Consider the following 20,092-nt stretch of genomic DNA (forward strand, 5'->3'; position numbering starts at 1 on the left):
GGCATGTCCTTTAAGCACTTTATCCAAATCACCAAACCGGGGATCATTTTCGGTAACGTGCTTTCTGTGGCAGGCGGTTTCTTCCTTGCCGCGCAAGGGCATGTGGACTTCATGCTGTTCCTGGCCACGGTGATCGGCACTTCGCTGGTGGTGGCGTCCGGTTGCGTGTTCAACAACTGCATCGACCGTGACATCGACATCAAGATGGAGCGCACCAAGAACCGTGTGATGGTTCAAGGGCAGGTCTCGCTGAAGATCGCGCTGGCCTACGCCACCCTGCTCGGGGTGGCCGGGCTTGGCCTGCTGTACGTGCAGGCCAATGCCCTGGCAGCGTTGTTCGGCCTGATCGGGTTCATCATCTACGTGGGTTTCTACAGCCTGTACCTGAAGCGCAAATCGGTGCACGGCACCCTGGTAGGCAGCCTGTCCGGTGCCATGCCTCCGGTGATCGGCTACTGCGCCGTGAGCAACAGCTTCGACCTGGCTGCGTTGACCCTGCTGGTGATGTTCAGCCTGTGGCAGATGCCGCATTCCTATGCGATCGCGATCTTCCGCTTCAACGACTACCTGGCGGCCTCGATTCCGGTACTGCCGGTCAAGCGTGGCATCCTGGTGGCCAAGAAACACATCCTCTGGTACATCGTGGCGTTCCTGGCAGCGACCCTGATGCTGACCATCGGTGGTTATGCCGGCATGAGCTACATGGCTGTTGCGGCGGCGATGGGCATGTACTGGTTGTACATGGCCTGGACCGGCTACAAGGCTGTGGATGATCGCCTGTGGGCGCGCAAGCTGTTCGTGTTTTCCATCTTCACCATCACTGCGTTGAGCGTGATGATGTCGTTGGACACCAAGGTGCCGACCGAGCTGCTGCTGACCTACGCGCATTGATCTGATGTGTTGAAAGAGACCCCGGGCCGAAAGGTGCCGGGGTTTTTTTTGCCCTTCAGAAACGGCTTCGCTCCCGCTCCCGCTCTTGCTCTTGCTCTTGCTCTTGCTCTTGCTTTTGCTTTTGCTTTTGATCTTTCCGTCCTTCAGGAGGCCGAATGGAGCCCGCGTGTAGTGGGGTGTAGGGCCATGGATGGCCCGGAAAGTGCCGACGGGCAGGGACGCCCGTGCGGCGCGGCCCCACGGAGCGTGGGTGGAATGAGGGGACCCGTAGCGAAGCGTAGGGCCGGATGCTGGACGGAGCGGTTTTGCTTACTTTTTCCAAGAAAAAAGTAAGCCGCTGTAAGAGCGGAAGGGGCCCTAAATGTCGATATCCATGCTGGATAAGCACATGATTGTCGATTTTCATGTCGGTGTGATTATCCGACATGGATAGCGCTGCGAGCGGCGCCTTCCGCTCTTACAGCGGGTCACTTTTGGCAAACGCCCCAAAAGTAACCAAAAAGGCTGGGCCCTGCATACGGCCCTACGCTTCGCTCCGGGTCCCCTCGCTCCGCACCTGCTCCGGGGGCCGCGCCGCACGGGCGTCCCTGCCCGTCGGCACTTTCCGGGCCATCCATGGCCCTACACCCCACTACGCAGGCGCTCCACTCGGCCTCCTGAAGGGCCAGAAGATCAAAAGCAGATCAAAAGCAGATCAAAAACCAGAGCAAGATCACCAGCCGGAGCAAGGCCTCTGGATCGGTGCGTGCCAACGGCCGGCAATCCCTCCCACCCGGGCACCACTCCCCGCTGAACACGCAACCCCCGGCATTGCTAGCGTGACGGCTTCCCACCCCAAGGAGCACACCGCCATGAGCATTCTGACCGTTTACTTCTGCGGCACCGGATCGCACCGTTTCGATGACCAGAACCCCAATTTCTGGAACGGCGAACTGGTCGCCACGCTTGCTTCCAACGACCAGAGCCGCGAGTTCGCCAACTGGATCGCCATCGACGGCCCGGGCAGCGGCAACCTGCAGGCCGATGACCTGTTCATCGAAAACAAGGAATACGGCCTCACCGGCACCCTGTTCGGCGCCGGCTGGGAGCAGAACGTGGCCCACGCCCTGCAGGTCATCAAGGGCTCCTGCACCTGGCAGCGCGAAAAACTCACAGAGCAGGACTACAACCGCCTGAAGTCAGCCGGCGTGCCGATCGAGGACGTGAAGAAGGAGGGTTCCTGGTTCTGGCGCCAGTACGACTATGGCGACCGCGGCGTGACCCCGCAGCAACTCCAGGAAGGCATCATCCGCATGCACCGCAAGGACGGCCTGATTCCCGATCAGGTCAACATCGTGGGCTGGAGCCGCGGCGGCATCAGTGCCCACATGCTCGCCAACGCCATGGCCGACGACCCGCAACTGGCCCACGTGCCGGTGAACATCTTTGCCATCGACCCCGTGCCCGGGATCAACAACCTGCAGCCACACCGCCTGCACCTGCGCACCAACGTGAAGGAGTACGTGGGTTTCTTTTCTCGCGACGAGCGCTCCAAGGGCTTCGCCTGCGTCATCCCGTCCACCTATCCCGATACCCGTGTCCACATCTTTCCGCTGCCAGGACGCCACGCCACGCTGGTGGGCAATGCCTCGGCCGATGGCGCCAGTGCCGGCAACGAGCTGCCCGACCCGGGCCTGATCGTGCGCCATTTTGCCGAAACCTGCCTGACCCGCTGGGGCGTGACGCTGCAAAAACGCCTTGAGCTGAGCGAAGGGCAGGTGGCCGACTACCTGGATGCCATGGACCGCGACGATGCCCGCTACAGGGCCATGCGCAAGCACTCCTACACGCTGCTGAGCGAGTCCGAAGGGGAGCATCGGCTGGTCCACCAGGGCGATATGCGCAAGGCTTTCAGCTTCGTGCGCGGGGCCCACATGGCGCCGGAGGAGGGCCTGGATGTGGGGAGCTGGCGCTCGCTGTCGTTCGAGCGTCTGTGCTGACACCCCGGCATCGGTCGCGGCCGCGCTGCGCGGCCCGCGATCGAATCCACTTTACAGGCATTGCCTGCAGGCACTATCTTCTGCCTCGGCCACCGCAGTGGCCAACGTCGCTCGGACGGTTCCGGGCGCTTACGTCCTCGAGGTAACCATGGCTGACCAAGGTTCGCCGCGCCGCTTTGCGCGCATAGATCGTCTCCCCCCCTACGTATTCAACATCACCGCCGAACTCAAGATGGCCGCGCGCCGTCGTGGCGAAGACATCATCGACCTGAGCATGGGCAACCCCGACGGGGCCACGCCGCCGCACATCGTCGAGAAGCTGGTACAGGTCGCCCAGCGCGAAGACACCCACGGCTACTCCACCTCGCGCGGTATCCCGCGCCTGCGCCGGGCCATCTCGCACTGGTACAAGGACCGCTACGACGTCGAGATCGACCCCGAGTCCGAAGCCATTGTCACCATCGGCTCCAAGGAGGGCCTGGCCCACCTGATGCTGGCCACCCTGGACCACGGCGATACCGTGCTGGTGCCCAACCCCAGCTACCCGATCCACATCTACGGCGCGGTGATCGCCGGGGCCCAGGTGCGTTCGGTGCCGCTGGTGCCCGGCGTGGACTTCTTCAACGAGCTGGAACGGGCGATCCGCGAGTCGATCCCCAAGCCCAAGATGATGATCCTGGGGTTCCCCTCCAACCCCACCGCGCAGTGCGTGGAGCTGGACTTCTTCGAGCGGGTGGTGGCACTGGCCAAGCAGTACGACGTGCTGGTGATCCACGACCTGGCCTATGCCGACATCGTCTACGACGGCTGGAAGGCCCCGTCGATCATGCAGGTGCCGGGTGCCAAGGACATCGCCGTGGAGTTCTTCACGCTGTCCAAGAGCTACAACATGGCCGGCTGGCGGATCGGCTTCATGGTCGGCAACCCGGAGCTGGTCAACGCCCTGGCGCGAATCAAGAGCTACCACGACTACGGCACCTTCACGCCGTTGCAGGTGGCGGCGATCGCGGCGCTCGAAGGCGACCAGCAGTGCGTGCGCGACATCGCCGAGCAGTACCGCCAGCGGCGCAACATGCTGGTCAAGGGCCTGCACGAGACCGGCTGGATGGTCGAGAACCCCAAGGCCTCGATGTACGTGTGGGCCAAGATCCCCGAGCAGTATGCGCACCTGGGTTCTTTGGAGTTCGCCAAGAAGCTGCTGGCCGAAGCCAAGGTATGCGTGTCGCCGGGCATCGGCTTTGGCGACTATGGCGATGACCATGTGCGCTTTGCCCTGATCGAGAACCAGGACCGCATTCGCCAGGCGGTGCGCGGCATCCGCCAGATGTTCCGTGCCGATGGCATCGAGGCGCCGAAGGCGGCCAGGGCTTCACGCACGTCGTGATGCACCTCGCCGGCAAGGCCTGCTCCCGTAGGAGCCGGCCTTGCCGGCGAAGGGCGCGACACCGCCTTCCGTCGGCCGCCCATATTTCTTTCACTGCCCCCCTTTTCAACGCCACGCCGAAGCATAGAATGATCGTCGGGTTTCTCCCTCCAACGATACTTCTCCCCCCATCCCAAATCATGTCCGAAAACAATCCTTGTTTGACTTGCGGTGCCTGCTGCGCGTATTTCCGTGTGTCCTTTTTCTGGGGTGAATGCACCTCGGCCGGGGGTGTCGTGCCTGATGAACTGGTGGTGCAGATCAACCCGACCCGGGTGGCGATGATCGGCACCGACGCCAAGCCGTGTCGCTGCATAGGGCTTGAAGGCGAGATCGGCAAGAGCGTCAGCTGTTCGCTCTATGCCCAGCGCTCCAGCCCCTGCCGCGAGTTCGATGCCGCCTGGGTCAATGGCCAGCCCAACGACGACTGCAACGCGGCGCGGGCCGCCCACGGCCTGCCCCCTCTGGAAGCCAACGAGCCGTTCTGGCCCGCCGAAGACCCGGAGGTGGCCTGACCGTTCGTCGGTTGGCTGACGCTGTAAGTTTGACGAGGCCCTGTATTCACGGGGCCCATTGCCAAAGTATTAACACCATTTGACGTAACGCCTTTGCGCAAGGGCTCCGGGAAAGCGGCTACATATTCCAGCACTGGAATCGTAGTCGCCAAGGTCAGGCATTTCGACGTTAGTGTGTGTAGTTTCCACGGCGTACCCGTCGCACGCATTCAAGGAACGAACTGCCTGATCCACGAAGGAGTCGCCCGTGGACAGACGTGCCGTCAAGCTTGCCCCCGCCCGTATTCGCCCCTTGTCGCTGGCCGTGAGCCTGGCCACCGCGGGAATCGCTTTCGGCCTGTTCAGTGCAACGGCCAGTGCCGCCTGTACCCCGCTGATCCCCGGTGCGGGCGCGACGGTCACCTGCACCCCGGGGTTGAACGGCAACGTCACTTCCTCCGCCAACAACCTGACCCTTAACCTGAGCAATGGCTCGCAGATCAACGCGCCGTTGCTCGGCACGGCAGTCAACCTGACCGGCAACAACGTCACCCTGAACAACTCGGGCACCATCGACCCCGCATTCCTCGGGATCCTGAGCGGGCTCAGCTCCGGGATCAAGGTCGGCAACTCGGCGGCCAGCACGGTCAGCATCACCAACTTCAGCGGTGGCGTGATCAAGGGCACCACCGGTGTGCTCAGTGCCAGCCTGCTCAACCTCAACGGCCTGGCCCTGAGCGTGCAGAACGGCAACGGTGGCGTTACCACGCTGGTCAACGACGGCACCATCGGTTCATCGAACATTGTCGGCGTCAGCGTGCTGGCTCCAGACGCCCCGGTGGTGGCGGTGTATGGCGGCGGCAGCGTGAACATGACCAACACCGGCACCATCATCGGTCGCGTGGCGTTCCAGGCATCAGGCACTGCCACCGGCAATACCTTCACCAACAGTGGCGCGATCAGTGGCGGCGTGTCGATGGGGGCGAACTCCACCAACCGCTTCAACGCAATCACAGGTTCCAGTGTCAGTAGCGGGGGAGGTGTAGGCGTCGACCTGGGCATCGCCGGCATCAACCTGCTGTATGCGCCTAGCGGCAAGGTCGACGGCGGTGCCGGCGGCAGCAACACCCTGGCCCTGCAGAACGCCATCGGCGGGGGCACCGGTACCGGCGGCACGGGCACGCTTTCGGCCAGCAACTACATCAACTTCAACAACCTGCTCGTGCAGAGCGGCACCTGGACACTCTCCGGCGCGTTGCTCGGGGTCACCAGCACCAGCCTCAACGGCGGCTCGCTGGTGTTCGACGACGCCTCGACCTTCGGCACCGGCACCATCGCGGCCAACGGTGGCGCGCTGGGTGCGGGCGCGGCCAACCTGTCGCTGGCCAACGCCGTCACCCTCGGTGCCGGCGGGCTCGGCATCATCGGCGACAACAACCTGACCCTCACCGGCATCGTCAGCGGTAGCGGCGCCTTGACCAAGACAGGCGCCGGCACCCTGGGCCTGAGCGGGGCCAATACCTATACCGGCGGCACCTTCCTCAATGCTGGCGTACTGTCGCTCGCCAACGCTGCGGCCCTGGGCACCGGCAGCCTGAGCGTTACCGGGGCCGGCAGCCTGCAGGGCTCGGTACCGCTGGTGCTGAGCAACGCCGTGCAGCTGTCGGCAGCGCTGAGCCTGCCCGGCAGCAATGCGCTGACCCTGGGCGGTGTGGTCAGCGGCACCGGCTCGCTGAACAAGACCGGCAGCGGCGACCTGACCCTGGCCGCCAGCAACACCTACAGCGGCGGTACCACGCTGGGCGCCGGCAAGCTGATCCTCGGCAATGCCGCCGCGCTGGGGGGCGGTACATTGACTGCGGCCGCCGGCACCAGCCTGGACACCAGCAGTGCGATGACCCTGGCCAACGCCATCAGCCTGGGCGGTGCGCTGACCCTCACCGGCAGCAACAACCTGACCCTCGGCGGCGTCATCGGCGGCAATGGCAGCCTGGTCAAGAACGGCACCACCAACCTCAACCTCACGGGCACCAACACCTTCACCGGCGGCCTGCTGCTCAACGGCGGCAGCCTGACCGTGGGCAACGGCGCGGCGCTGGGTACCGGCGCGCTGACCCTGGGCGCCAATGCCAGCCTGGACGCCAGCAGCGCAGTCAACCTCAACAACGCCGTGGTGCTCGGCGCCAACACGCTGAGCCTGCTGGGCACCAGCGCGACCACCCTGGGGGGCGTGGTCAGCGGTACCGGCGGGCTGATCAAGAACGGTGCGGCCGACCTCACCCTGGGCGTGGCCAATACCTTCGGCGGCGGCGGCGTGCAGTTGCAGGCCGGCAAGCTGATCGTCGGCAACAACACGGCGCTGGGTACCGGCACGCTGGCCGTGGCCGATGGCACCACGCTGGACAGCACCAGCTCGGTTGCCCTGGCCAATGCCATCAGCCTGGGCGGCAACCTGACCCTGGCCGGCAGCAATGCCCTCACGCTCGGCGGCGTGGTGTCGGGCAGCGGCGGGCTGGTCAAGAACGGCGCCGCGCTGCTCACGCTCAACGGCAACAACAGCTTCCAGGGCGGTGTGACGCTCAATGCCGGCGGCCTGATGGTGGGCGCGGCCAACGCCCTGGGCAGCGGCGCCCTGAACACCACGGGCACCGCCAGCCTGGATGCGAGCGTGGCACTCAGCCTGGCCAACGCGGTCAACCTTGGCGCCGACCTGACCGTCGGCGGCACGGCCAATCTTGGCCTGGGCGGCCCGATCAGTGGCGCGGGCGGCGTGATCAAGAACGGCGCGGCCGACCTGACCCTTGCCGGCAACAACACCTACGTGGGCAATACCCGGCTCAACGCCGGCAAGCTGGTGCTCGGCAGCAGCACGGCGCTGGGGCAGGGCGCACTGATCGCGGCGGACGGTACCCGCCTTGACGCCGCCCCGGGCGTGACCCTGGGCAACGCCCTCACGCTCAACGGCGCGCTGACCCTCGACGGCAGCAACGACCTGGCCTTGCAAGGCCTGATCAGCGGCAATGGCAGCCTGATCAAGAACGGCACCACCAACCTGACCCTCAGCGGCAACAACACCTTCCTCGGCGGTACCACCCTGAACGCCGGTACCCTGACCCTGGCCAGTGCCGCAGCGCTGGGCACCGGCGCCCTGACTGTCGGCGGCGCGGCGAGCCTTGCCAACAGTTCACCGCTGGTACTGGCCAATGCCGTGGTCCTCAATGGCGTGCTGACCCTGCCGGGCACCAGCAACCTGACCCTGAACGGCGTCATCAGCGGCGCCTCGGGCCTGAGCAAGAACGGTGCGGCCAACCTGACGCTGGGCGCTGCCAATACCTTCGGTGGCGGCGTGGCGCTCAATGCCGGCACGCTGATCCTGGGCAACAACACCGCACTGGGCACCGGTACGCTGGCTGCTGCCGGCAACACCTCGCTGGACGCCACCAACGCCCTGACGGTGGGCAATGCCGTGACCCTGGCCGGCAACCTCAACCTGCTGGGCAGCAACACCCTCAACCTCGGCGGCGTGATCAGCGGCGCAGGCGGCCTGACCAAGGCCGGCGGTGCCGACCTGACCCTGAGCGGTGCCAACACCTTCAGCGGCGCCACCAACCTGAACGCCGGCAAATTGATCGTCGGCAGCAACACCGCGCTGGGCACCGGCGTGCTGAACGCAGCCGGCAACACCCAACTGGAGGCCAGCACGGCGGTCAGCCTGGCCAACCTGGTCAACCTGGCCGGCAACCTGGGCATCGGTGGGGCCGCGAACCTGACGCTCAACGGCGTGGTGGGCGGCACCGGCAGCCTGACCAAGACGGGCACGGCCACCCTCGGCCTGAACGCGGCCAATACCTATCAAGGCGGTACCAACCTCAATGGCGGCGGCCTCAGCCTTGGCAACAACCAGGCACTGGGCAGCGGCGTACTGAACGTGGGCGGCGCTGCCACGCTCGACAACAGCGTGGCGCTCAACCTGGCCAACCAGGTGAACCTGAACGCCAACCTGAGCGTTGTCGGCAGCAATGACCTGACCCTGGGCGGTGTGATCGCCGGGGCCGGCCAATTGATCAAGAATGGTGCCGCCACCCTGACCCTCAATGGTCTCAACACCTTCACCGGCGGGACCTTGCTCAATGCCGGCGCGCTGGTGCTGGGCAATGCCTCGGCGCTGGGCAATGGCGCACTGAACGTGACCGGTGCGGCCAGCCTCGACAACAGCGCCAGCTTCGCCTTGGCCAACGCGATCAACCTGGGTGCCAACCTGACCCTGGCCGGCAGCAACGACCTGACCCTGGGCGGCGTGATCAGCGGCGCCGCCGGGCTGGTCAAGAACGGGGCGAGCAACCTGACCCTCAATGGCGTCAACACCTTCCAGGGCGGCACCGTGCTCAATGCCGGCGGCCTGACCCTGGGCAATGCCAATGCCCTGGGCACCGGCGCGTTGACCGTGGCCGGCAACGCCAGCCTGGACAACAGCGCCAGCTTCGCACTGGGTAACAACCTGATACTCAATGCCGACCTGAGCCTGGCGGGCAACAACGACCTGAGCCTGGGCGGGGTGATCAGCGGCACCGGTGGCCTGATCAAGAATGGCCTGGCCGACCTGACCCTGAGCGGCAACAACACTTTCAGCGGCGCGGTCAACGTGCTCAACGGCAGCCTGACCACGGTCGGTGCCGGCGCGCTGGGCAATGCCTCGGCGGTGAACGTGGGGCTGGGCGCCAGCCTCAACCTGGGCAACAGCAGCAGCCTTGCCAGCCTCACCGGCAGCGGCAGCGTGAACCTGGGGGCCGGTACCAACCTGAGCGTGGGCGCGGGGGATGCCAGCAGCGTGTTCACCGGCGGCCTGGCCGGGGCCGGTGGCCTGATCAAGGTCGGCGGCGGCAGCCTGGAACTGGCCGGCAACAACGGCCTGCTGAGCGGTACCACCCAGGTCAATGGCGGCACCCTGAACGTCACCGGTTCGCTGGGCAGCAACCTGGTGCAGGTCAATACCGGCGCCACCCTCACCAGTACCGGCACCGGCAGCGTGCTGGGCGCGGTGACCATCGCCGATGGCGGCCACCTGGCGGCCAACAGCGGCAGCAGCCTGACCCTGGGCTCGCTGGTGCTCAACGCCAACTCCAACCTGGACGTGGGCCTTGGTTCGCCGGCTACCGGCGGCAATGCGCTGATCAAGGTCAACGGCAACCTGACCCTGGACGGCACCCTCAATGTCAGCGACATCGGCGGCTTTGGCACCGGTATCTACAGCCTGATCAACTACACCGGCCAGCTCACCGACAACGGCCTGGTGATCGGCAGCATTCCCGGCAGCGTGCAGCTGGGCGACCTGCAGGTACAGACCTCGATCGGCAGCCAGGTCAACCTGCTGGTCGGTGGCGCCAATGGCAGCGTGTTGTTCTGGGACGGCACCGGCCTGGTCGGCAACGGCGTGATCCAGGGCGGCAACGGCACCTGGGATGCCCTGAGTACCAACTGGACCACGGTCAACGGCACCGGCAACCGTGACTGGAGCAGCAACTTCGCGGTATTCCAGGGCGCCGCAGGCGACGTGCTGGTCAATGGCGCGCAGTCGATCACCGGCCTGCAGTTCGTCACCGATGGCTACCGCCTGCTCAATGGCGTGACCGGCCAGCTGAACCTGGTCAATGGCAGCAATGGCGCCACCACGGTGCGTGTCGATCCGGGTGTGACCGCCACGGTTGGTGTCGCCCTGGGCGGCAGCGGCCTGCTGAGCAAGGTCGACAGCGGCACGCTGGTGCTAAACGCCAGCAACAGCTACAGCGGCGGCACCGCCCTCAATGGCGGCACCCTGGTGGTAGGCAACAACCTGGCGCTGGGCAGCGGTGCGCTGACTGCTGCCAACGGCACCACGCTGGACAGCAACGCCAGCATCGCCCTGGGCAACAGCGTCAACCTGCTCGGCGGCCTGACGGTGGCCGGCAGCAACGATCTGGCCCTGAACGGCAGCATCAACGGCGCCGGCAACCTGACCAAGAACGGCGCTGCCACGCTCACCCTGGGCGGCGCCAACAGCTACACCGGCGGCACCACCCTGGCCGCTGGCCGGCTGCTGCTTGGCAATGACCTGGCCCTGGGCACAGGCGCGCTGCACGTGACCGCTGCCAGCAGCCTGGCAGGCACTACCACGACCAACCTGGCCAACGCCATCGACCTGGGCGCCAACCTGACCCTCGACGGCCTCAACGCCATGACCCTCAACGGCATCGTCAGCGGCAGCGGTGCCCTGAACAAGACCGGCACGGGCAACCTGACCCTCAATGGTGCCAACACCTACCAGGGCGGCACCAGCGTCGGCGGCGGCACCCTCACCCTGGGCAATGGTGCGGCACTGGGCAGTGGTGCGCTGAACGTCACCGGCGCGTCCAGCCTGGCGACCAGCACCCCGCTGAGCCTGGCCAACGCGATCAACCTGGGCGCCGACCTGACCCTGCCGGGCACCAGCAACCTGGTGCTCAATGGCGTGATCGGCGGCAGCAGCGGGCTGGTCAAGAACGGTTCGGCCAGCCTGACCCTCAATGGCAACAACACCTATCAGGGCAGCACCAGCCTCGCCGGCGGCACCCTGATCGTCGGCAGCAACACCGCACTGGGCACCAGCACGCTCACTGCACAGGCCGGCACGTCACTGGACGCCAGCAGCGCCGTGACCCTGGGCAATGCCATCGGCCTGCTCGGCGGCCTGACGGTGGTCGGCAGCAACGACCTGACCCTTGCCGGCAACCTCACCGGCAGCGGCGGGCTGAGCAAGAATGGTGGCGCGACGCTCACCCTGTCGGGCAGCAACACCCACCTGGGCAACACCTTGCTCAATGGCGGCCGCCTGGTCCTGGGCAGTGACCAGGCGCTGGGCCTGGGTAGCCTGGTGGCAGCAGGCGGCACCACGCTGGACAGCAGCCTGGATGTCACCGTGCTCAACGCCGTATCGCTGGCCGGCAACCTGACCGTTGGCGGCACCCACGACATCACCCTGGGCGGCCAGGTCAACGGTGCCGGCAGCCTCACCAAGAATGGCGCGGGCAACCTGACCCTGACCGGTGCCAACGCCTGGCAGGGCGGCACCACCCTGAACGCCGGCACCCTCACCGTGGGCAATGCGCTGGCGCTGGGCAACGGCGGCCTCAGCGTGGGCGGGGCGTCCACCCTGGCCAGCAGCGCTGCGGTGAACCTGGCCAACGCGGTCAACCTGGGCGCCAACCTGACGGTCGCCGGCAACACCGACCTGGGCCTGACGGGCGTGGTCAGCGGCACTGGCGGGCTGATCAAGACCGGTGGCGGCAACCTCGCCCTCACCGGTGCCAACACCTACAGCGGCGGCACCACCCTGAATGCCGGCACCCTCACCGTAGGCAACGCCACCGCACTGGGCAGCGGCGCGCTGACGGTCGGCGGCGCCTCCACCCTGGCCAGCAACACCGCGCTGAACCTGGGCAACGCCATCGGCCTGAATGCCGACCTGACCGTCGCCAACAGCGCCGGCCTGACCCTGGGCGGCGACATCAGCGGTGCGGGCGGCCTGATCAAGACCGGCACCGGGGTGCTGACCCTGGGCGGCAACAATACCTACCAGGGCGGTACCGCGCTCAATGCCGGCGGCTTGCTGCTGACCTCGGCCACGGCGCTGGGCAGTGGCACCCTGACCGCCGCCGGCGCCACCACGCTGGACACCAGCACCGCGCTGACCCTGGACAATGCCCTGGTACTGACCGGCAACCTGACCCTGCTCGGCGCGCAGAACCTGGCCCTGACGGGCGCGATCAGCGGCGCGGGCGGCTTGGTCAAGACCGGCGCCAGCGACCTGACCCTGAGCGGCGCCAACACCTACAGCGGCGACACCCTGCTGGGCGCCGGCCGCTTGATCGTGGGCAGCGACAGCGCACTGGGCGTCGGTACCCTGCGCACCAGCAACAACACCATCCTCGATGCCAGCACGGCGGTGACGCTGGGCAATGCGCTGAACATCGTCGGCAACCTGAACGTCGGCGGCAGCAACGACCTGACCCTGAACGGCGTGATCGACGGCCCCGGCGACCTGACCAAGAACGGCGCTGCGACCCTCACCCTCAACGGCAGCAACACCTACAGCGGCGAGACCATCCTCACCGCCGGCACCCTGGTGCTGGGCAATAACAATGCGCTGGGCACCGGGGTGCTGTCGGTCACCGGCAACTCGAGCCTGAGCAGCGGCAACAGCGCCGTGGTGGTGAACAACGGCATCGGCCTCAATGCCAACCTCACCGTCAACGGCAGCAACGACTTCGGCCTGGGCGGCGTGATCAGCGGCAACGGCCAACTGATCAAGACCGGTAGCGGCAACCTGACCCTGAGCGGCACCAACACCTACTCCGGTGGTACCAGCCTGGGCGGCGGCACCCTGACCGTCACCAATGGCGCTGCGCTGGGCAGCGGCGCACTGAGCGCGACGGGCACCAGCACCCTGGGCAATACCCAGGCTGTCACGCTGCTGAATGCCATCGCGGTCAATGGCGACCTGACCCTGGACACGGCCGCCAACCTGACCCTGGGTGGGGTTATCAGTGGCTCGGGCAACCTGATCAAGAGCGGCGCCCAGGAACTGGTGGTGTTCGGCAACAACACCTTCAGCGGCACACTCGATATCACCCAGGGCATGCTGACCACCTTGAATAGCAACGCCCTGGGCAATGTCGCCAGTGTCAACCTGGGCAGCGGCACCGACCTGAACCTGAACGGCAACACCAGCATCGGTGCACTCACCGGCAGCGGCACCACCAATATCGGCCTGGGCAGCACGCTGAGCCTGGGCAGTACCAACCTGGACAGCGTCTTCGCCGGTGCCCTGGTCGGCAGCGGCGGCTTGAACAAGGTCGGCACCGGCGTGCTGGAACTTGCCGGCATCAGCAACCTGGGCGGCGCCAGCCAGGTCAGCGGCGGTACCTTGAACGTGTCGGGCGCCCTGAACGGGGGGAACCTGACGGTCAATTCCGGCGCGACCCTGACCGGCAGCGGCAGCGTGGGCGGGCTGACCACCATCGTCAACGGCGGCCACCTGGCCGGCACCAGCGGCACCCAGCTCAGCTTCGGCTCGCTGGCGCTGGCGCCCAACGCCAGCATCGACGTCGCACTCGGCTCGCCCGTCACCGGCGGTACCTCGTTGTTCAGTGTTGCCGGCAACCTGACCCTGGGTGGCACGCTCAACATCACCGATGACGGCGGCTTCGGCAATGGTATCTATCGCCTGTTCGATTACGGCTCGCTGACCAACAACGGGTTGGTGCTGGGCAGCCTGCCGGGCAGCGTCACGCCCGGCGAGCTGCAACTGCAAACCGCGATTACCGGCCAGGTCAACGTGCTGGTCAACTCGCCCAACCTGATCGTGCAGTTCTGGGATGGGGCGGGCACTGTCCCCGATGGCGTGGTGCAGGGCGGCAGCGGCACCTGGAACAGCACCACCACCAACTGGACCGACCTCAACGGCACCGTCAACGACGTCTGGCAGGGGCAGTTCGCGGTGTTCCAGGGCGCTGCGGGCGGCGTGGTCACGGTCGAAGGTGGCCAGGCCGTCAATGCCCTGCAGTTCATCACCGACGGCTACCAGCTGGTCGCCGGCAGTGGCGGCGTGCTCAACGCCGTCAACGGCAACAGTGGCAGCTTTGCGGTACGGGTCGACCCGAACGTGACCGCCACCCTGGACCTGCCGGTCAATGGCAGCGCGACCCTGGCCAAGCTCGACAGCGGCACGCTGGTGCTCAACGGCGCCAACGGCTACACCGGCGGTACGCAGCTCAATGGCGGCACCCTGGTGGTCGGCAATGACGGCGCGCTGGGCAGCGGCACGCTGACTGCGGCCAATGGCACCACCCTGGACAGCAACAAGGCGGTGAGCCTGGCCAACACCATCGGCCTGCTCGGCCAACTGAGCATTGCCGGCAGCAACGCACTGACGCTGGAAGGTGACATCAGCGGCACCGGCGGCCTGCTCAAGGCGGGCGGCGCCAGCCTGACGCTCAACGGCGACAACAGCTACACCGGCCCTACCGCCCTGAATGCCGGCACGCTGGTACTGGGCAGTGACACCGCACTGGGCGTCGGCGCCCTCAACGCGGCCGCGGGCACGCAACTGGACAGCAGCAGCGCGCTGGCGCTGGCCAACACCTTCAACCTGAGCGGCAACCTGACGCTGCTCGGCAGCAACGACCTGACCCTCAATGGCCTGGTCAACGGCGCCGGCAGCCTCACCAAGCAGGGCAGCGGCAGCCTCACGCTCAATGGTGCCAACGGTTTCACGGGCGGTACCGTACTGCAGAGCGGCACCCTGAATGTCGGCAACGCCGGGGCGCTGGGCAGTGGTGCGCTCACCGTCAGTGGCGCCTCCAGCCTGGTCAATGGCAGTGCGCTGTCGCTGGCCAATGCCATCGTGCTCAACGCCGGCCTGACCCTGCCGGGCAGCAACAACCTCACCCTGGGCGGCGTCATCAGTGGCACGGGCAGCCTGAACCACACCGGCAGCGGCGGTCTGACCCTCACCGGGGTGAACACCTACAGCGGCGGCACCCAGCTGGGTGCCGGCAACCTGACGCTGGGCAACGGCTCGGCGCTGGGCAGCGGTGCCCTGAGTGTCAGCGGCACCTCCACCCTGACCACCACCAGCGCCATGACCCTGGCCAACGCGGTGGATGTGGGCGGCACGCTCAACGTGGCGGGTACCAACAACCTGACCCTGGCCGGCGTGCTCAGCGGTGCGGGCACCCTGAACAAGAACGGTGCGGCCAACCTCACCCTCAGCGGCAACAACAGCTTCAGCGGCATCCTCAACATTCTCTCCGGCAGCCTCAGCACGGTGGGCAGCGGTGCACTCGGCAACCCGGCCGAGCTCAACCTGGGCAACGGCGCCAGCCTCAACCTGGGCGGCACCACCAACCTGGGCGAGCTCAGCGGCAGCGGCACCGTGAACGTGGGCGCCGGTACCGGCCTGCAAGTGGGCGAGGGCACGTTCGGCGGGGTGCTCAGCGGCACCGGTACGCTGGAAAAGACCGGCACCGGCACGCTGACCCTGGGCGGTGGCAATACCTTGAGCGGGGCCACCACCGTCAGCGGCGGCAGCCTCATCGTCAATGGCAGCCTGGCCAGCAGCACGGTCACGGTGAACAGCGGCAGCACCCTGGGCGGCACCGGCAGCCTCGGCGGCGCGCTGACCGTCGCCGACGGCGGGCACCTGTCGCTGCGCAGCGGCGATACCCTGAGCGTCGGCTCGCTGGTACTGGGCGCGGACGCCAACCTGGATGCGGCCCTGGGCGCCCCTGTGGTGGGTACCCCGGCGCTGATCAACGTGGGCGGCAACCTGACCCTGGACGGCAAGCTCAATGTCACCGACCTGGGCGGGTTCGGTGCGGGCGTGTATCGCCTGATCGACTACAGCGGCGCGCTGACCAACAACGGCCTGGCCATCGGCAGCGTGCCCAATGGGGTCATCGCGGGCGATCTGGATGTGCAGACCGCCGTCAACAACCAGGTCAACCTGGTGGTGGGCGGCAGCAACAACAACGTGCTGTTCTGGGACGGCAGCCAGACCGTCGGCAATGGATCGGTCGACGGCGGCGCCGGTGTCTGGAGCGTCGGCGGCACCAACTGGACCGATGCCAACGGAGCGCTCAACCAGGCCTGGAACGGCACCTTCGCGGTGTTCCAGGGCACGGGCGGCGCGGTGACCGTCGATGGTGTGCAGACCGTCAACGGCCTGCAGTTCCTCGACAATGGCTACGTGCTGAGCGGTGACGCGCTGAACCTCACCAACGGTGCCCAGGGCACCGGCAACGTGCGTATCGGCAACGGCGTGAGCGCCACACTGAACGTGGACATCAACGGCAGCGGCACCCTGGCCAAGCTCGAAGGCGGCACCCTGGTGCTCAACGGCAACAACGGCTATACCGGCGGCACCCAGCTCAACGGCGGCACGTTGGTGGTGGGCAGCAACACCGCCCTGGGCAGCGGTGCGCTGACGGCTGCCGACGGCACCACGCTGGATGCCAACCAGGCCGTGACCCTGGGCAACGCCGTGACGCTCGGCGGTGCGCTGACCATCGCGGGCAGCAATGACCTTGATCTCACCAACCTCGTCAGCGGCAGCGGCAGCCTGGTGAAGAACGGTACGGCCGACCTGACCCTGGCCGGCGCCAACACCTACCAGGGCGGTACGCGCCTCAATGCCGGCAGCCTGACCCTGGGCGACAACGCTGCACTGGGCAGCGGCGCGCTCACGGTGGGTGGCACTGCGCAGCTGGACGGCACGCTTGACCTGCAACTGGGCAACGCCGTCAGCCTGGCCTCGCAACTGACCCTGGGCGGCAGCCACGACCTGACCCTGAACGGGGTGATCAGCGGCAACGGCAGCCTGGTGAAAAACGGCAATGGCGCACTGCTGCTGAGCGGTGCCAACACCTACAGCGGCGGCAGCACCTTCAACGCCGGCAGCGTGCAGGGCAATACCAGCAGCCTGCAGGGCGCGATCCTCAACAACGCCGCGCTGACCTTCGAACAGGCCAGCAACGGTACCTACACCGGCAACCTCACCGGCAGCGGCACGTTGATCAAGAACGGCAGCGGGCAACTGCTGATGACCGGCAACAGCGGCTTCACCGGCGCCACCACGGTCAACGCCGGCAGCCTGCTGGTCAACGGCAGCCTGGCCAGTGCCACGGTGCAGGTCAACAACGGGGCGACCCTGGGCGGCAGCGGCAACTACGCCGGCACGGTCAACCTGGCCAGCGGTGCGACCCTGGCGGCGGGCAGCGGCGCCACGCCACTCAAGGTCGGCGCGCTCAACCTGGATGCCGGCAGCAATGTCGACCTGGCGCTCGGGCAGGCATCGGCCTCGACCACCGTGGTCAAGGTGGCGGGCGACCTGACCCTTGATGGCACGCTCAACATCAGCAATGCCGGTGGCTTCGGCAGCGGCGTTTACCAGCTGTTCAGCTACGGAGGCAACCTGACCGACAACGGCCTGCTGTTCGGCCTGCTGCCAGGCGGCACCTTGCCAGGCCAACTGACCCTGCAGACGGCCATCGCCCAGCAGATCAACCTGGTGGTGCAGGGCGCCGGTGGCGCACTGCAGTTCTGGAACGGCGGCAAGACCAACGCCGACGGCACCATCGGTGGCGGCAGCGGCACCTGGGGCAACGGCACCAACTGGACCGACGTCAACGGCAACCTGAGCGAAACCTGGGATGCGCAGTTCGGCGTGTTCGGTGGCCAGGCGGGGACCGTCACCGTGGCCGGCAACCAGTCCTTCACCGGCCTGCAGTTCCTCAGCGGCGGCTACCAGTTGGTGGCCGGCAGCGGCGGCAGCCTGACACCGGTCAATGCAGCCAATGGCGACCTGGCCGCCGTGCGCGTGAACACCGGCGACAGCACGCAGATCTCGGCGCCGCTGGTGGGCGCGGGCGGTATCGAAAAACTCGACGCAGGCACGCTGATCCTGAGCGGCGCCAACACCTACACCGGCGGCACCAGGGTCAGCGGCGGTACGCTGGTGGGCAACACCACCAGCCTGCAGGGCAACATCGTCGACAACGCCAGCCTGGTGTTCCAGCAGGACACCGACGGCCGCTTCAACGGTGTGCTCAGCGGCACCGGCAACACCGTCAAGCAGGGTAGCGGCAGCCTGCTGCTGACCGGCAACCAGCCGTTCAGCGGCAACCTGGCGGTCAACCAGGGCCTGCTGCTGGTGGGCAATGCGGCCAACCCGGGCACGGTGCTCGGGGCCAAGGTCACGGTGGGGGCCGGTGCCGCACTGAGCGGCAACGGCAGCGTGGGCTCGCTGGTCAACAACGGTGTGGTGCAGCCTGACCCGGCCAGTGGGCTCAAGGTCGGCGGCAACTTCACCAACGCCCCGGGCGGCACCCTGCAGGTGGTGGTCGGCAACCCCGCCAGCAGCGGCCTGACCGTGGGCGGCACGGCCAACCTGGGCGGCAGCCTGGTGGTGCTGAACTCGGCACCGGCCTCGGGCAACGCGCAGTACACCGTGGTGACTGCCGGCGGCGGGGTGAACGGCACCTTCACCACCGTGCAGTTGCCGGATACGCCGTTCTACGACACCACCCTCAACTACGGCAGCAACCAGGTCGGCGTCACCATCAGCCGCAACGGCACCAGCCTCGGCGATGTGGCTTCGACCCCCAACCAGCAGGCCGTGGCCGGCGCACTGGGCAGCAGCGAGGCACCGGCGGCGGTACTGGGCGCGGTCATGGCGCAGAACCGTGGTGGCGTTCAGGCGGCGCTGGACAGCCTGTCGGGCGAGATCCATGCCAGTACCGCCAGTGCGCTGATCGAAGACTCGCGCTACGTGCGCGAAGCGGTCAACGACCGCCTGCGCCAGCCAGGCTGCATGCGCGAGGAGGATCCGCGTCGGGCCCTGGCACCGAACGCCAACCAGCTCACCAGCGACGGTTGCCACGACGAGGCCGTGGGCTGGGCGCAGGCACTGGGCACCTGGGGCAAGATGGACGGCAACAGCAACAGCGCCAGCATCGACCGCAACGTGCAGGGCTTCCTGCTCGGGGTGGACCGCAGCCTGAACAGCGACTGGCGCGTGGGCGTGGCCGCCGGCTATACCCGCAGCGACCTGGATGCCAGCGGCCGCCGTTCCGATGCGAGCATCGACAGCTACCACCTGGCCACCTACCTGGGCTACCAGCTCGATGCCTTCTCGGCCCGCGTGGGTGCGGCGTACAGCTGGCACGACATCGAGAGCAAGCGTGACGTCGCCATCGGCAGCTACGACGACCGCCTCAAGGCCAAGTACAAGGCGCGCACCGCGCAGGTGTTCGGCGAGGTGAGCTACGCCATCGAGGCAGGCGGCGTGGCGCTGGAACCGTTCGCGGGCCTGGCCTACGTCAACTACGACAGCGACACTGCACGCGAGAAGGGCGGCGCGGCGCGGCTCAAGGCCAGTGCCGACCAGGACATCACCTTCTCCACCGTGGGCCTGCGGGCGGGCAAGGCGTTCAAGCTGGCCAACGGCAGCACCCTGACCCCGCGTGGCAGCCTGGGCTGGCGGCATGCCTACGGCGACACCAAGCCCGATGCCGACCTGCGCTTCATCGAGGGCGGCGCCGGCTTCACCACCCAGGGCGTGCCGATCGCCCGCGATGCGGCGGTGGTCGAGGCGGGGCTGGACCTGTCGATCGGGCAGGCCGGCAAACTGGGCCTGGGCTATTCGGGGCAACTGTCCAGCGACACCCGCGACCATGCGGTAACGGTGAGTTTCAGCATGGGGTTCTAGGCGGCGAACGACGATCACGGCGCGT

At 67.1% G+C, this 20,092-nt stretch carries 5 protein-coding genes; all 5 read left to right on the forward strand.

Annotated features, from left to right (window positions below; all coding sequences use genetic code 11):
- Nucleotides 1–3: 3 nt before the first annotated feature.
- The 5 genes from cyoE to B4I46_RS05775 all read left to right on the forward strand — a co-directional run bounded on the left by cyoE (nucleotide 4) and on the right by B4I46_RS05775 (nucleotide 20,067).
- Nucleotides 4–891, forward strand: a complete 888-nt coding sequence (gene cyoE / locus B4I46_RS05755; RefSeq protein ID WP_043864408.1) for a heme o synthase — start codon at nucleotides 4–6, stop codon at nucleotides 889–891.
- Between the two features lie 851 nt (nucleotides 892–1,742).
- Nucleotides 1,743–2,870 carry a hypothetical protein gene (locus B4I46_RS05760; RefSeq protein WP_058541385.1) on the forward strand — a complete coding sequence of 376 codons (1,128 nt, stop codon included), beginning with the start codon at nucleotides 1,743–1,745 and terminating at the stop codon, nucleotides 2,868–2,870.
- A 148-nt stretch (nucleotides 2,871–3,018) separates the two neighbouring features.
- The gene (gene alaC, locus B4I46_RS05765; protein ID WP_286898998.1) at nucleotides 3,019–4,254 is read left to right on the forward strand and encodes an alanine transaminase; all 1,236 of its coding nucleotides are present in this window, start codon (nucleotides 3,019–3,021) and stop codon (nucleotides 4,252–4,254) included.
- 179 nt (nucleotides 4,255–4,433) lie between these two features.
- Complete coding sequence (locus B4I46_RS05770; protein WP_043864412.1) at nucleotides 4,434–4,808, forward strand: YkgJ family cysteine cluster protein; 375 nt, start codon at nucleotides 4,434–4,436, stop codon at nucleotides 4,806–4,808.
- Between the two features lie 247 nt (nucleotides 4,809–5,055).
- The gene (locus tag B4I46_RS05775) at nucleotides 5,056–20,067 is read left to right on the forward strand and encodes an autotransporter-associated beta strand repeat-containing protein (protein WP_286899001.1); all 15,012 of its coding nucleotides are present in this window, start codon (nucleotides 5,056–5,058) and stop codon (nucleotides 20,065–20,067) included.
- The last annotated feature ends 25 nt before the right edge of the window (nucleotides 20,068–20,092 follow it).

It is taken from the genome of Pseudomonas sp. UBA7500 (assembly GCF_002478435.1).
GTDB classification, from domain to species: domain Bacteria; phylum Pseudomonadota; class Gammaproteobacteria; order Pseudomonadales; family Pseudomonadaceae; genus Aquipseudomonas; species Aquipseudomonas palmensis.